Origin of the sequence: Isoptericola sp. NPDC056578 (assembly GCF_042793275.1) — a bacterium.
Lineage (GTDB): Bacteria > Actinomycetota > Actinomycetes > Actinomycetales > Cellulomonadaceae > Isoptericola.
In genome coordinates this window covers 1-14,955 of record NZ_JBHTVC010000084.1, presented here as the reverse complement: position 1 = coordinate 14,955, position 14,955 = coordinate 1, and the positions used below count along the sequence as shown (strand labels likewise).

General features: G+C 75.2%; 13 protein-coding genes. 4 read left to right on the top strand and 9 right to left on the bottom strand.

Features of this window, described 5'->3' with window-relative positions; all coding sequences use genetic code 11:
• Positions 1-46: 46 nt before the first annotated feature.
• From ACFQ80_RS21315 to ACFQ80_RS21300, 4 genes are all read right to left on the bottom strand, one after another.
• On the bottom strand, positions 47-652 hold the full coding sequence (locus ACFQ80_RS21315) for a hypothetical protein (protein ID WP_430565057.1): 606 nt from the start codon (positions 650-652) through the stop codon (positions 47-49).
• A gap of 96 nt (positions 653-748) precedes the next feature.
• Positions 749-1,939: an MFS transporter gene (locus ACFQ80_RS21310; RefSeq protein WP_430549925.1), complete on the bottom strand. Its 1,191-nt coding sequence runs from the start codon at positions 1,937-1,939 to the stop codon at positions 749-751.
• A gap of 51 nt (positions 1,940-1,990) precedes the next feature.
• Positions 1,991-3,859, bottom strand: coding sequence for a glycoside hydrolase family 3 protein (locus ACFQ80_RS21305; protein ID WP_430565056.1), 1,869 nt, complete (start codon positions 3,857-3,859; stop codon positions 1,991-1,993).
• Positions 3,859-5,169: an MFS transporter gene (locus tag ACFQ80_RS21300; RefSeq protein ID WP_430565055.1), complete on the bottom strand. Its 1,311-nt coding sequence runs from the start codon at positions 5,167-5,169 to the stop codon at positions 3,859-3,861. The genes ACFQ80_RS21305 and ACFQ80_RS21300 overlap by 1 nt, the downstream gene beginning before the upstream one ends.
• A 179-nt stretch (positions 5,170-5,348) precedes the next feature.
• On the opposite strand from ACFQ80_RS21300, the gene ACFQ80_RS21295 reads away from it, so the two are divergent.
• Positions 5,349-5,984, top strand: a complete 636-nt coding sequence (locus ACFQ80_RS21295; RefSeq protein ID WP_430549928.1) for a TetR/AcrR family transcriptional regulator — start codon at positions 5,349-5,351, stop codon at positions 5,982-5,984.
• Positions 5,985-6,056: 72 nt separating this feature from the next.
• Here the strand turns inward: ACFQ80_RS21295 and ACFQ80_RS21290 are convergent, their stop codons facing one another.
• The 5 genes from ACFQ80_RS21290 to ACFQ80_RS21270 all read right to left on the bottom strand — a co-directional run bounded on the left by ACFQ80_RS21290 (position 6,057) and on the right by ACFQ80_RS21270 (position 11,585).
• Positions 6,057-8,384, bottom strand: a complete 2,328-nt coding sequence (locus tag ACFQ80_RS21290; protein WP_430565054.1) for a glycoside hydrolase family 3 C-terminal domain-containing protein — start codon at positions 8,382-8,384, stop codon at positions 6,057-6,059.
• Positions 8,385-8,493: 109 nt separating this feature from the next.
• On the bottom strand, positions 8,494-9,003 hold the full coding sequence (locus ACFQ80_RS21285; RefSeq protein WP_430549930.1) for a GNAT family N-acetyltransferase: 510 nt from the start codon (positions 9,001-9,003) through the stop codon (positions 8,494-8,496).
• 38 nt (positions 9,004-9,041) lie between these two features.
• Positions 9,042-9,362, bottom strand: a complete 321-nt coding sequence (locus ACFQ80_RS21280) for an AzlD domain-containing protein (RefSeq protein ID WP_430549931.1) — start codon at positions 9,360-9,362, stop codon at positions 9,042-9,044.
• Positions 9,359-10,069: an AzlC family ABC transporter permease gene (locus tag ACFQ80_RS21275; protein ID WP_430565053.1), complete on the bottom strand. Its 711-nt coding sequence runs from the start codon at positions 10,067-10,069 to the stop codon at positions 9,359-9,361. The genes ACFQ80_RS21280 and ACFQ80_RS21275 overlap by 4 nt, the downstream gene beginning before the upstream one ends.
• Before the next feature lie 49 nt (positions 10,070-10,118).
• Complete coding sequence (locus tag ACFQ80_RS21270) at positions 10,119-11,585, bottom strand: NAD-dependent succinate-semialdehyde dehydrogenase (protein ID WP_430565052.1); 1,467 nt, start codon at positions 11,583-11,585, stop codon at positions 10,119-10,121.
• An 84-nt stretch (positions 11,586-11,669) separates the two neighbouring features.
• On the opposite strand from ACFQ80_RS21270, the gene ACFQ80_RS21265 reads away from it, so the two are divergent.
• The 3 genes from ACFQ80_RS21265 to ACFQ80_RS21255 are packed head-to-tail and all read left to right on the top strand — an operon-like array spanning position 11,670 to position 14,899.
• A complete protein-coding gene (locus tag ACFQ80_RS21265) occupies positions 11,670-12,209 on the top strand; it encodes an AAA family ATPase (RefSeq protein WP_430549934.1) in 540 nt (179 codons plus the stop codon).
• A 43-nt stretch (positions 12,210-12,252) separates the two neighbouring features.
• Complete coding sequence (dapA, locus tag ACFQ80_RS21260; protein ID WP_430549935.1) at positions 12,253-13,191, top strand: 4-hydroxy-tetrahydrodipicolinate synthase; 939 nt, start codon at positions 12,253-12,255, stop codon at positions 13,189-13,191.
• 22 nt (positions 13,192-13,213) lie between these two features.
• Entirely contained in the window at positions 13,214-14,899 is a 1,686-nt protein-coding gene (locus ACFQ80_RS21255; RefSeq protein WP_430565051.1) for a ribonuclease J, read from the top strand.
• Positions 14,900-14,955: the final 56 nt, after the last annotated feature.

Genomic DNA, 14,955 nt, shown 5'->3' with positions numbered 1-14,955 from the left:
CCCCGTTAAACAACACCCCCAACTCGCCGCGCATCTTTTTTTTTTATTAGTTCACCGTGTTTTTCGGGGGGGCCGCCCCCCCCCCCCCCCCCCCGGGGCCCGCCCCCGCGGGCCGGCCCGCCGGGCCCAGGGGCGCCAGCCGCGCCCAGCAGTACAGCCCGTGGCGCACCTGGCGCGCACGGTCGGCGAGCTCGCCCAGCGCGACGAGCGCGGGTGCGAACCGGTCGGCGGCGGGTACGGCCCCGCCGCTCGAGGTCGCCCAGGAGCGCGCGACGGCGACCAGCCGGTCCGGGTCCGCGGCGGCCAGCGCCTCCGCGAGCTCGTCCGAGACGGCCACCACCCAGGGTCCCTCGTCCGTGCCGTCGACCAGGGCGCCGTGCCGCGGGTGCGCCGTGACCTCGGCGTACGGCCGCGCGCACAGCGCCTCCGCGACGCGCCCCAGCATCACGAACGGCTCCACCGCGGGCAGCCGGACGGTGTCGAAGAGCGGCCGGCCCGAGCCTCGCGCCAGCACGGACGGCCCCGCCTCCTGGTGGACCACCGTCGCGGCGACGGCGTCGGTGGGCGCCGCGAAGTAGTCGGTCACGAGCGGCGCGGCACCGTCAGCACGGCCACCGCGCGAGGCTCCTGGCAGCGCCCCCGACAGGTTCATGGGGACACGGTCGCACCCGGGTGCTACGGGCGCGTCACGGCGTCGTGACGGCTCGGGAACGGCTCGTCGGGACGGAGACGCCCCCGGCCGCCGGCCCTACGACGACGCGTGGCGCGGGAACGCCTGGCGGGCGACGAGGACCGCGACGAGCGCAACGGCGACGATCGCGGCCCCGGTCAGCGCCAGGGCGCGTGCCCCGGGACCGGCGACCACCGCCGCCCCCACCGCGGCGCCGAGCCCGATGCCGAAGTTCGAGGTCGCGTTGACGAACGCCCCGGCGACGTCCGCGGTGGCGCCCTGGGTGCGCAGCGCCGCGGCCTGGAACGTGGCGGGGATCGCGCCGAAGGCGGCGAGCCACACGCCCGCGGCCACGAGCACGCCGACGGTGCCCGGGAGGGCGAGGGCGAGCGCGACCAGGGACACGGCGATCGCTGCCATCGCGACGATCGTCAGGGCGCGCGGGCTCCGGTCGAGGTAGCGGGCGGCGCCCCAGAGGCCGACGAGCCCGAGAGCGCCGAACACCAGCAGCGCGGGGCCGACGGCCGGCTCGGACAGCCCGGCGGCGAGGAGCAGCACGGAGATGTACGTGTACACGGTGTACTGCCCGCCGAAGAGCACGGTGTTGGTGCCCACCACGAGCCCGAGCCGGGCGCGGCCGCGGCGGGCGGCCGCGGCGTCGCGCGGGGCGGCGGGCTCGACGGCGACCGACGGCAGCAGCCGCGCCACGAGCAGGGCGGTCACCGCGCAGACGGCCGCGAGCACGCCGAACGACCAGCGCCAGCCCACGGCGGCGCCGAGGGACGTGGACAGCGGGACGCCGAGCACGAATCCGAGCGTGCCGCCCGCGGTCACGAGCGTGAGGGCGCGGCCGGTGTACAGCGGGCTGACGAGGCGCGCGGCGTAGGCGATCGACACCGAGAAGAACACCGCGTGCCCCAGGCCGCCCAGCACCCGCGCGCCCGCCACCACGGCGTACGACGGCGCGACGGCCACCAGCAGGTTGCTCGCCGCGTAGGTGGCGAGCGTGGCGAGCAGCAGGGGCTTGCGGGCGAGCGAGCGGGTGGCGATCGTCAGCGGCACCGCGCAGGCGGCGACCACGAACGCGTAGACGGTGACGAGCAGCCCCGCCGTCGACTCGCTCACCCCGACGCCGCGCGCGACCTGCGGCAGCAGGCCGACCGGCAGCACCTCCGTGGTGATGGCCACGAAGTTGGCGACGCCGAGGACGGCGATCCCCGCCGCCGCGTCCCGGACGGTGCGGGCGGGGGCAGGGGAGGAGGACGTCACCGCCTCATCCTCCCATCGGCGGTCGTCGTGCGTCGTGGGCGCCCACCACCGTCAGACCGGCAGGCCGTGGCCGAACCGGAACAGCGGGTCGGCGGTGTCGAACGGGACGTCCTCGCGGGACGCCTCGACGGCGGCCGTCGAGCGGGGCAGGTCGAACGGGAGGCGGCCCTCTGCGGGCACGGCGGCGGTGAGGGCGTCGAGCAGCGCGGGGGTGGAGGCCCCGAAGTTCACGACCAGCGACCCGCCGTCGCCCAGCGCCTCGAGCACCGGGCCGAGGATCGCCGGCCGGTCGAGGTAGACGTCCACGACCGTCGGCACCTGCGCCGCGACCTCGGCCACGTGCGCGACGACGTCCGGGGGGAAGTCGAGCGAGCCGGCGTGGAAGAAGCCCTCGAAGCCGGGGCCGCGGTCCTCGTACGGCGCCTTGAGGCGCAGCAGCGCGACGTCCGCCTCGGCGGGGGAGGCGACGACGGTCACGCCCCCGATGCCGTCGACGTCGGACGTGCCCTCCACGTGGACCCGCAGGCCGCGGGCCAGGGGGAGACGTGCCGCGCCGCCGGTCGCGGACGCCAGCAGGGTCACGGACCGCGACTGGGCGCGGCGCCCGGCGGCCACGAGGTCCGGGTGCCCGACGACGGACGCGGCGGCGTCGGGGTCGACGTAGCGGGCGCCGTCGAACAGGCCCAGCTCGAGCTTCTCGCGCAGCAGGCGGGCGACCGACTCGTCGATCCGCGACTCGGCGACGCGCCCGGCGCGCACCAGCTCCACGACGAGCTCGGGGCACGCCTCGCCGCCGAGCTGGTCCGCGCCGGCCGCGAGGATCTTCTCCAGCCGGTCGACCGGTGCCAGGTGCTCGACGCCCCAGGCGCGGGCGGGGAACGGCTGGCCCAGGATCTCGGCGTCGGACACCAGGCCCCAGTCGGTGCACACGACGCCGTCGAAGCCGAGCTCGTCGCGCAGCAGGCGCGTGAGGATCTGACGGTTGAACCCGAAGCCGACCGGCTCGACCGTCTCGGGCCCGTCGCCGAGGTCCGCGTCGAGGCCCACCGGCATGCCGTAGTACGGCATCATCTGCCGCGTCCCGGCGGCGAGCAGCGCCTTGAACGGCTCGAGGTGCGCGGCGAAGCGGCCGCCCGGGTACACCTGCTCCCGGCCGTAGGCGAAGTGCGGGTCCTCGCCGTCCTGCTGGGGCCCGCCGCCCGGGAAGTGCTTGGTCATCGTCGAAACCGACCGCTCGCCGAACGTGCCGGGCAGGCCGGCCTCGAGGGCGACGTCGCCGGTGGCCTGGAACCCGCGCACGTACGCGGCGCCCATCCGGCCGGTGAGCTCCGCGTCCTCGCCGAACGTGCCGTTCGCGCGGGCCCAGCGGGGCTCGGTGGCGAGGTCGACCTGCGGGTGCAGCGCCGTCCGGATGCCGACGGCGAGGTACTCGCGGCGCGCGGCGTCGGCGTGCTCCTCGACCAGCCGCTCGTCGCGGGTGGCGGCGAGGCCGAGCGTCTCCGGCCACTGCGAGAACGGCCCGGACAGCAGCGCGGTGCCGGGGTTGTCCGTGAAGGCGTGCCGCGGGTCGGTGGACACCGTGACCGGGATGCCGAGCCGGGTGGACGCCGCGAGCTCCTGGAGCCGGTTGTGCCACCGCGCGAACTCGCGCGCGGTCGGGGGCGCCGCGAGCACGTTGAAGTGCGTCATCTGCCGCTTCACGACCATGTCGGTGGTGGCGGGCACGCCCATCGCGGACGGCCCCTCGGACAGCTCGCCGCCGGAGCCCACCTCGATCATGGTCTGGAAGAGCTGGCCCGCCTTCTCCTCGAGGGTCATGCGTCCGAGCAGGTCGGCGACGCGCTCGGCGACGGGGCGCGACGCGTCGCGGTACGGGGCGTCGGCGGGCGCCGGGGCGGTGGCGTCGGTGTCGTCGGTCATCAGCGGGCTCCTCGGATGAACAGGGTGGCCACGGCGCCGAGGGCGACGATGACCGCGGAGACGGCGAACAGGGCGGTGTAGTTGCTGCCGCCGGTGCCGATGGCGAGGAACGCCGGGGCGAGGGCCGGGGCCACGGACTGCGGCAGCGCGTTGGCGATGTTGAACACACCCATGTTCTTGGCGGCCTCGGTCTCGGCGTTGGGCAGCACGTCCGTGACCAGCGCGAGGTCGACGGCGAAGTAGGCGCCGAGGCCGGCACCGAACAGCGAGGCGCCCAGGTAGAGCATCGCGGGGCCCTGGACCAGGGCGAAGGTCAGCAGGCCGGCCCCCGCGAGCAGGGTGGCGACGACCACGAAGACCTTGCGGCGGCCCGTGCGGTCGGACAGCACGCCGCCCAGCAGGGAGGCGACCACCATGACGACGGCCTGCACGACCATGAGCCGCAGCTGCCAGCTCAGCGCCGTCGCGGTGTCGAAGCCGAACCGGTCGATGAGGAAGTACAGCTGGTAGGTGTTGTACAGCGCGAAGCCGAAGAGCATGAGGAAGCGGCCGAGGAAGGTCCACGCGAAGTCGGGGTGCTGCCGCGGCGAGACCCAGAAGCCCTTGAGGAACGCGCCGAGGCGGAAGGGGGCGACGTCGGCCCGGTCGAGGTGGCGGTCCTGGAGGACGGCCACGAGGGCGAGCACGCCGACGACGGCCAGGGCCGTGGGGACGACGAAGATCCAGATCTCGTCCGCCCCGGCCGCGGTGAACGCGAAGGCGAGCGCGATGCCGACCAGCGGCGCCAGCTGCTGGGCCATGCCGAGCAGGCTGGAGACGCGGGCGCGCTGGGTCTCGGCGACCTGGTCGGGCAGCAGCGCCTGGAGCGCGGCCTGGGTGCCGTTCATCGCGGCCTGCGTGACGGCCCACCCGATCACGACCATCCAGATCGCGGGCGCGAACGCGATGAGCAGGAGGCCGACGGCGCCGAGCAGCACGCCCCACAGCAGCCAGGGCCGCCGCATGCCGAGCCGCGACGTCGTGCGGTCGGACAGGGCGCCCGCGACCGGGTTCGCGACGAACGCGAAGAACGCGCCCACGCCGGTGACGAGGGCCAGGTTCGTGGCGCGGGTCTCGGGCGTGGACAGGGCGTCGACCTTGAGCGCCAGCGTGCTGACCACCGGCGTGAGCACCGCGATGTACAGCGTGAAGAACGCGAGGACGTAGGCGACGACCGTCCCGGTGCCCGCGGCGGCGCGGCCGGCCTCCGGGCTGCGGGTCGGGGACGCCGGGGACGGGCCGGTCGGTGCGGGGGCCTGAACGTCTGCCATGGACGACTCCTGATTCTCTGCCGGGCCCGCCGTCGGACCCGCCTGGCGACCAATGCCTACCGGCCGGTCGGGAAGTGAGGTTACCGCATGGTAGGTATTGGTGCCAAGGGTCCTGCTGGGGCGCGTGCGGGCGAACCGTCCCGTCCGGCGTGGCGGGCGAACGAGGGAGAATGGCCGACGTGAGCGACACGACGATCCAGGACGAGGCCGCGCCCCGCCGGGGCTACGCCAAGGGACGGGCCAAGCGCGAGGAGATCCTCCAGGCGGCGATCGTCGCGTTCGCCGAGGTCGGGTACCACGGCGCCTCCCTGCGGGAGATCTCGGCCCGCGTCGGCATCTCGCACCCGGGGCTGCTGCACCACTTCCCGACCAAGGCCGCGCTGCTGGAGGCGGTGCTGGAGCACCGCGACGCGGTGGACTTCGCGGACTTCGACACCGACGTCGAGCAGGGCCGCACCATGTTCGAGGCGCTCGTGCGCCTCGTGCAGCGCAACGCGCTGCGACGCCCCGTCGTCGAGGTCTTCACGGGTCTGGCCGCCGAGGCCACGTCCACCGACCATCCCGCGCACGACTACTTCGCGCGACGGTACGCGGACACCCTCGAGCGGGTCCGCACGGAGCTCGAGCGGCTCGCGGCCGACGGCCGGCTGCGCGACGGCGTCGACGCCGGGGTGGCGGCACGCACCGTCGTGGCGCTCATGGACGGGCTGCAGATCCAGTGGCTGTACTCGCTCGAGCGGCCGCGCGCCGAGCGCGTCGACATGTCCGCCGACCTGCGGGCCTACCTCGACCTGATCGTCGTCGACGCGGCCTGACGTCGTGAGCGCTCGATCGGTGTGGTCGGTGGTCCGGCCGGCACCGATCGAGCGCCCACAGGGTTCGGGGGGTCAGGCGTCGGCGGCCGCCACGAGCTGCTCGAGGGTGCCCCGGTCGAAGCCTGCCAGGCCGAAGTCGGCGATCACCGCGAGCGGCATGTCCGTGGCCATGGCGAGCATCGACGGGTCGATCGGCGTCGCCTCGAGGGCGGGCCGGATCATCGCCCCGGCGACCGGGTGGTCCAGCGCCTCGCCGAGCGTCGACAGCTCGTGCAGGGGGAGGGTGACGTCCTCGCCGACGACGTCGACCACGAGCTCGGCGCGCAGGTCGCGCGACGAGGCGCCCACGGCGACCCGGAACTCGCCGCCCTCGAGCGCCCAGCGGCGCAGCACGGGGTGCCAGTACGACAGGTCGCGGGCGTCGAGGTCGAACGTCACGACCCGCGACGCGTGCGGCTCGAGGTGCACCTTGGCGAACGCCTTGAGCTCGCGCTCGGGCCGCTGCACCTGGGCCTGCGGGTCCCCGACGTACACCTGGACGACCTCCGCGCCCGCGACGGCGCCGGTGTTGGTCACCCGGACCGACACGCGCACGCGGGTGTCGGGGCCGGAGCCGGTCACCTCGGCCGTGGCGTCGTCGTACGCGAACGTCGTGTAGGTCAGGCCGTGCCCGAACGGGTAGGCGACGTCGACCTTGCGGGCGTCGTACCAGCGGTAGCCCACGAGGACGCCCTCGCCGTACCGGACGTGGCCGAGCTCGCCGGGGAAGTTCCCGAAGGCGGGGGTGTCCTCGAGGCGCAGCGGGAGCGTCTCGGTGAGCCGGCCCGACGGCGCCACGGCGCCCGTGAGGACGTCGGCGACGGCGGAGCCGCCGGCCTGGCCGCCCAGCCAGCCGGTGAGCAGCGCGGGGGTGGCCTCCTGCCAGGGGGCCACCGAGATCGCCGAGCCGCCGGCGAGCACGACGACGACCCGCGGGTTCGCGGCCGCGACGGCGCGCAGCAGCGCGACCTGGTCGGCGGGCAGGTCGAGGTGGTCGCGGTCGTAGCCCTCGGACTCGTACGCGGCGGGCAGGCCGAGGAACACGAGCACGGTGCCCGCGCCGCGCGCCGCCTCGACCGCCTCGGCGACGAGGGTCTCGGGGGAGCGGTCCTCGGCCGGGCCCTCGGCCAGCGCGTAGCCCGGGGCGAACGGCAGGTCGGCGCCGGCGGCCGCGCGCAGCGCGGTGAGCGCGTCGTCGAGGCGGGTCGGGTTGACCTGCGAGGACCCGGCGCCCTGGTAGCGCGGGGTGCGGGCGAGCTCGCCGACGACGGCGGCACCCGCGAGGGCGTCCGGCGCCAGGGGCAGGAGGGGTGCGCCGTCGACGGGGTCGTTCCTCAGCAGCACCGTGCCCGCGGCGGCGGCCTCGCGGGCCAGCGCGTGGTGGGCGTCGACGTCGAACGTGCCGGGCGCGTCCTGCGCCGGGAGCGAGCGCGCGACGAGCTGCAGCACGCGGCGCGCGGCGGCGTCGACGAGGGACTCGTCGAGCGCGCCGGAGCGGACGGCGGCGACGACCTCGGCGTCGGTCCGGCCGCCGGACGACGGCATCTCGAGGTCGAGCCCGGCGGCGACCCCGGCGACCCGGTCGCGCACGGCGCCCCAGTCGGAGACGACGAGGCCCTCGAAGCCCCACTCGTCGCGCAGCACCGTGGTGAGCAGCCAGTCGTGCTGCGAGGCGTACACCCCGTTGACCTTGTTGTAGGCGCACATCACGGTCCAGGGCTGCGCCTTCGTGACGACGCGCTCGAACGCGGGCAGGTAGATCTCGCGCAGGGTGCGCTCGTCGACGTCGGCCGACACGCGCATCCGGTCGGCCTCCTGGTTGTTGGCGGCGAAGTGCTTGAGCGACGTGCCGACGCCGAGGGACTGGATGCCCTCGACCAGGGCCGTCGCGAGCTCGCCGGCCACCACCGGGTCCTCGGAGAAGTACTCGAAGTTGCGCCCGCACAGCGGCGACCGCTTGATGTTCACGCCGGGGCCCAGGAGGACGGCGACGTCGTTCGCGCGGGTCTCCCGGCCGAGGGCCTCGCCGACGCGGCGCAGCAGGTCGGCGTCCCAACTCGACCCGAGCGCGGCGGCGGTGGGGAAGCAGGTGGCGGGCACGCTGTTGCCGAGGCCGAGGTGGTCCGCGGTCTCGTCCTGCTTGCGCAGGCCGTGGGGGCCGTCCGTGACCATGACCGACGGGACGACGGTCGCGCCGTCGCGCTCGACCGGCTGCGTGTGCCAGAAGTCGACTCCCGAGAGCAGGGAGGCCTTCTCCTCGAGCGTGAGCGACGCGAGCGCGCGCTCGACGTCGAACGGGTCGGCGGGGTGCTCGGGGGTGCCGTCCGCTGCGGTGGCGGGCACGGTCTGGTCGAGGGTCACGGGGCGCTCCAGGGGTCGGCGACGGTGCAACGCCTGCAGCCTAGCAAAAAACCTACCGTTCGGTAGGCAACTGGAACGGCCGCCCGCGGTCGGGGGGAGCCCGCAGGCGTCAGATGGCGGCGGACCAGCGCCGCTCGACGACGTCACGCACGCCGGTCGCCAGGGTGCGGGACGTGCCGTCCGGCCCCAGGCCCGCCGAGCCGAGGAAGCGCTCGCGCGCGGAGTCGTCGTCGAGCACCCAGGTGACGACCTGCTCGGCGCCGTCCGTGCGGAGCCGGTCGACCGCGGCGGACAGCAGCCGCGAGCCGTGGCCGCCGCGCTGGTGCCGTGGCTCCACCTCGAGCGCCACGAGCTGGCCGGGGCCCACCGCCGCGAATCCGACGATCTCCGGCCCGTCGAGGGCGACGAGCACCGCGAAGCCCGGGCCCGGCGGTGCCGTGATCGCGCGCGCCCAGCGTTCGCGCATCGTGTCGGTGTCGAGCGCGTCGACGACGCCGTCGCCCAGCGCCACCTCGTGGGTCGCGCGCCAGGCGGACACCTGGACACGCGTGACGGCGTCCTCGTCGCCGGGGACTGCCGGGCGGACCGAGACGTCGGCCGCCTCGCGGAAGAGTGCCATCCGGCCACCCTAGTGACCGGGCGACCCCGTGCGGGTCGTCAGCCCCAGCCGAGGGCGCGCAGCCCCGCCGCGGTGGCGGCCGCCAGCACCACCACGAGGATGAACGGCGCGCGCAGCGCGAGGGCGATCGCCGCGACGGCGAGCGCGGGCACGCGCGCGTCGACGACGAGGGCCTGCCCGTCGGCGAACGTCTGCACGACGACGAGCGACACCAGGAGCGCCACCGTGACGAGCGTCGAGGTGCGCTGCACGCGGTCCGTCGCGAGCCAGTGCTCGGGGATGAGGTGGCCGGCGAGCTTGAGCGCGAAGCTGAGCAGCGAGGCGGCGAGGACGGTCACCCACAGCACGGTGGTGGTCATGCGGCCTCCGTCCGGCCGTCCGGGGTGCGCGGCGTCGCGACCAGGCCCACGGCGATCGCGACCGCCGCGGCGGCGAGCACGGGCACGCCCGCCGGGACGACCGGGATCAGCGCGGCGGTGACGACGACGGCGAGCGCCGCGACGACCTGCGCGCGCCGCGCGGCGAGCCGCGGCCACACGAGGGCCAGGAACGCGGCCCCGGCGGCGGCGTCGAGCCCCCAGGCGCGGGGGTCGCCGAGCGCGTCCCCGGCGAGCGCGCCCACCAGCGTGAACGCGTTCCACAGCACGAAGACGCCGACCCCGGTGACCCAGAACCCGGCCCGGGTGGCGGCCCGCTCCCGCTGGCCCACGGCCACCGCCGTCGACTCGTCGATGGTGAGCTGCGCCGCGGCGAGCCGTCGCCAGCCGCGCACCTCGAGCAGCGGCGCGACGACGGCGCCGTACAGCGTGTTGCGTACGCCCAGCAGGGTCGAGGTGGCCACGGCGGCGACGGGGGAGCCGCCCGCGGCGACGACGCCGATGAGGGCGAACTGCGACCCGCCGGAGAAGAGCAGCAGGCTCAGCGCCATGGTCTGCGGCACGCTGACACCGGCCACGACCGAGAGCGCCCCGAACGAGATGCCGTACAGGCCGGTGGCGAGCGCCACGCTCGCCCCCTGGCGGACGGCGGACCGCACCGCCGGGTCGCGCCCCTCTCCACGTGTCACGCCGGTAGGAAACCACGGCCCGCCCCGGCGCGGGAAAAACGTCCGTCGCTCAGAGCGCCACGTACACCGTCTCGAGGAACTCCTCGAGGCCCGCCTCCCCGCCCTCGCGGCCCAGCCCCGACTGCTTCATGCCCCCGAACGGGGCGCTCGCGTCGGAGACCATGCCGCGGTTGATCCCGATCATCCCGGCGTCGATCTCCGCCCCGACGCGCAGGGCCCGTTCCAGGGAGGTGGTGTAGGCGTACGCGGCGAGCCCGTACTCGGTGTCGTTCGCGAGGGCGAACGCCTCGTCGTCGTCGGCGAACCCGACGACGGGCGCCACCGGGCCGAAGATCTCCTCGCGCACCGCCCGCGCGTCCCGGTCCACCCCGGCGAGCACGGTCGGCTCGAAGAACGTACCGGGACCGTCGGGGCGGCCGCCGCCCGTGAGCACCTGCGCGCCACGGTCCGTGGCGTCGTCGACGAGCCCGGCCACCTTCTCGACGGCCCCGGCGTCGATGAGCGGGCCGACGTCGACGCCGTCCGTGTCGCCGCGCCCGACGCGCAGGCCGGCGAACCGGTCGGCGAGGCGCTGCGCGAACTCGCGGGCGACGGAGTCGTGCACGAGGAAGCGGTTGGCCGCGACGCACGACTGGCCGGCGTTGCGGAGCTTCGCGACGGTCGCGCCGTCCACGGCGGCGTCGAGGTCGGCGTCGGCGAAGACCACGAACGGCGCGTTGCCGCCGAGCTCCATCGACGTGCGCAGCACCTGGTCGGCGGACTGCTTGAGCAGCGCGCGCCCGACGGCGGTGGAGCCGGTGAAGGACAGCTTGCGCAGCCGGTCGTCGGCGAGCAGCGGCGCCACGAGGTCGCCCGAGCTCGCCGTGGGCACGACGTTGACGATGCCGCGCGGGAGCCCGCGGTCGGCCGCCTCGGAGCGGATCACCTCGGCGACCAGCATCGTCGTGAGCGGGGTCTGGTGGGCGGGCTTGATCACGACCGTGCAGCCCGCCGCGAGCGCCGGGCCGATCTTGCGCGTCGCCATGGCGATGGGGAAGTTCCATGGCGTGATCAGCAGCGCCGGGCCGACGGGGCGCCGGTGCACGAGCTGCCGGTTCGCGCCGGCGGGAGCCGTGCGCACCAGGCCGTCGGCCCGGACGGCCTGCTCGGCGTACCAGCGCAGGAAGTCGGCGCCGTACGCGACCTCCGCCCGCGCCTCCGCGAGCGGCTTGCCGCACTCGGCGGTGATGAGCGAGGCGACGGCGCCGCTGCGCGCCACGAGCCGCTCGTAGACGGCGCGCAGCAGCTCCGACCGCTCGCGCGGCGCGACGGCACGCCACGCGGGTGCGGCGTCGGCGGCCGAGGCGAGCGCGCGGCGACCGTCCTCGGGGGAGGCGTCGGCGACGTCGAACAGCACCTCGCCCGTCGCGGGGTCGGTGACCTCGAACGTCCGCCCGCCCGAGGCCGCGGTCCACTGACCGTCGGCGAGCATGCCGGTCGGCAGGTGGGCCACGAGCGCGGGGGACAGCGAGCTCATGCCCCGAGTATGCACAGGGGTCGGTCCGCTCGACACGGGGAGCGGATGACCTTCGCCCCCGGCGCCGTTCCCTACGATCGGCGGATGGGCGACGGGCGGGACGGGGGCGAGGTGACGCTGCTCCTGCTCAACGGGTTGCCGGGCGCCGGCAAGTCGACCGTCGCGGCGGCGCTCGCGGCCGGGCGGCCCGGCACGCTCGTCCTCGACGTGGACGTGGTCCGCACGCTGATCTCCGGCGACCCCGCCCGCGCGGCGGAGCCCGCCCGGCGCCTCGCCCTCGACATGGCGCGCTCGCACCTGCGGGCCGGCGCGAGCGTCGTCGTCCCGCAGCTCGTGGCGCGACCCGACCAGGTGGCCCGTTTCGCGGACGCCGCGGCGGACGGCGGGGCGCGGTTCGTCCACGCGATCCTGCGGGTCTCGCCGGCGACGCTCGGGCACCGGGTGGCGGCGGACGGTGCTGCCGGCCGTGCGGCGCACCGCGCCGACCTCGACGCCGCCGCCCTGGGCGCCTACGCGGCGGGCCTGCGCGAGGTGGTCCGCACGGCGGGCGCGGTCGAGGTCGACGCCGACGCGGCGGGCGTCGCCGACCTGGCGGCCCGGCTGGGGCGGTTGCTCGACGGGTGAGTCCGGTCCGTCGGGCGCGGTCGCGCCCGGTACGGTTGACCTCATGACGCTCGCCCTTGCCGCCGCGCGCCCTTTCGGCGCCGTCCTCACCGCGATGGTGACCCCCATGACGCCCTCGGGCGACCTGGATCTGGATGCGGCGGTCAAGGTGGCGAAGCGCCTGGTGGACGACGGCAACGACGGGCTCGTGCTGTCGGGGACCACCGGCGAGTCGCCGACGACGCACACCCCGGAGAAGGCGGACCTCGTGCGCGCCGTCGTGGACGCGGTCGGCGACCGGGCGTACGTCCTCGCGGGCGCCGGGTCCAACGACACCGTGCACGCCGTGCGGATGGCGGAGCAGGCGGCGGAGGCGGGCGCCCACGGGCTGCTCGTCGTCTCGCCGTACTACTCGCGTCCGTCGCAGGAGGGCCTGTACCGGCACTTCGCGACGGTCGCCGACGCCACCGAGCTCCCCGTGATGCTGTACGACGTCCCGGGGCGCACCTGCGTGCGGATCGCGGCGTCGACCTACGAGCGCATCGCGCGGCACCCGCAGGTCGTCGCGACGAAGGACGCCACCGGTGACGTGTCGTCCGTCGCCCCCCTGGCGGCCGCGACGGGCCTCGCCTGGTACTCGGGCGACGACAGCCTGCTGCTGCCGTTCCTGTCCATGGGCGGCGCCGGCGTCGTGTCCGTCTCCGCGCACGTCGTGGGCGGGGCGTTCGCCGAGGTCGTGCGCCGCTGGGACGCCGGTGACACCGCGGGCGCCCTGCAGGCGTACCTGCCCACCGTGCCCGTCATCGAGGCGCTCAACGGCGCCGGCGCGCAGGCCGTCATGGCCAAGGCCGCGCTCGAGGTGCTCGGCGTGCTCGACAACCGCGAGCTGCGTCTGCCCAACGTGGCCGCCTCCGAGGACGACGTCGCGCAGCTGCGCGACGCCCTCGCGACGGCGGGCTACCTGAACGACGGCGTCCGTGCGGGCGCCACCACACTTCCGTAAGACCGACCGGCCTGGAGGCCCCGTGAGCCACCCTCACCCCGAACTTCCCCTGCCCCCCGCCCTGCCGTCGAAGGGGCTGCGCATCGTGGCCCTCGGCGGCCTGGGCGAGGTGGGCCGCAACATGGCCGTCCTCGAGTACGAGGGGCGCCTGCTCGTCATCGACTGCGGCGTCCTCTTCCCCGAGGACCACCAGCCCGGCGTGGACCTGATCCTGCCGGACTTCGAGTACATCAAGGACCGCCTCGACGACATCGAGGCGATCGTCCTCACGCACGGGCACGAGGACCACATCGGCGCCGTGCCCTACCTGCTGCGGCTGCGCCGGGACATCCCGCTCGTCGGCTCGCGGCTCACCCTCGCGTTCGTCGAGGCCAAGCTCAAGGAGCACCGCATCAAGCCGGTGCTGCGCGTCGTGGCCGAGGACCAGACCGAGCGGTTCGGCCCCTTCGACTGCGAGTTCGTCGCCGTCAACCACTCCATCCCGGACGCGCTCGCCGTCGCCGTCACGACCGGAGCCGGCACGGTGCTGCACACCGGCGACTTCAAGATGGACCAGCTGCCGCTCGACGGCCGCATCACGGATCTGCGCGCCTTCGCCCGGCTGGGCGAGAAGGGCGTCGACCTGTTCATGGTCGACTCCACCAACGCCGAGGTGCCCGGGTTCGTCACCAACGAGGTCGAGATCGGCCCGGCGCTGGACGCCGCCTTCGCGCAGGCGGAGAAGCGGATCGTCGTCGCGTCGTTCTCCTCGCACGTGCACCGCGTGCAGCAGGTGCTCAACGCCGCCCACGCCCACGGGCGCAAGGTCGCCCTGGTCGGCCGCTCGATGGTGCGCAACATGGGCATCGCCGCGGAGCTCGGCTACCTCGACGTCCCCCCGGGTGTCCTTGTCGAGCTCAAGCAGGCCGCGAGCCTGCCCGACGACCGCATCGTCTACATGTCCACCGGGTCGCAGGGCGAGCCGATGGCGGCCCTGAGCCGCATGGCCAACGGCGACCACAAGGTCCAGGTCGGCCACGGCGACACGGTGATCCTCGCGTCGTCGCTCATCCCGGGGAACGAGAACTCGGTGTTCCGGGTCATCAACGGGCTCACCCGTCTCGGCGCGCGCGTCGTGCACTCCGGCAACGCCAAGGTGCACGTGTCCGGCCACGCGAGCGCCGGCGAGCTCCTGTACTGCTACAACGTGCTCAAGCCGAAGAACGTCATGCCGGTGCACGGCGAGGTGCGTCACCTCGTCGCCAACGGCGCGCTCGCCGTCCGCACCGGCGTGCCCGCCGACCGCGTGATCCTCGCCGAGGACGGCGTCGTCGTCGACCTCGTGGACGGCAAGGCGTCCGTCGTGGGCGCGGTGCCCTGCGGCTACGTCTTCGTCGACGGCTCGACCGTGGGCGCGGTCACGGAGAACGAGCTCAAGGACCGCCGGACGCTGTCCGAGGAGGGCTTCGTCTCCGTCTTCGCCGTCGTCGACACCGCGACCGGCAAGGTGATCGCCGGCCCGCAGATCCTCGCCCGCGGCATGGCGGAGGGCAACGCGGTCTTCGAGGAGATCCAGCCCGACGTCGTCGCCGCGCTCGAGAACGCGATCGCGGGCGGCGCCACCGACACCTACCAGCTGCAGCAGGTGATGCGCCGCGTCATCGGGCAGTGGGTCAACCGCCGCCTGCGCCGCCGGCCGATGATCGTGCCGGTGGTCGTCGAGGCCTGACGGGCCGGCCGCCCTGGTCAGGGCGCACGAGCGGCGGGGCCGCGCCAGTATGCTGC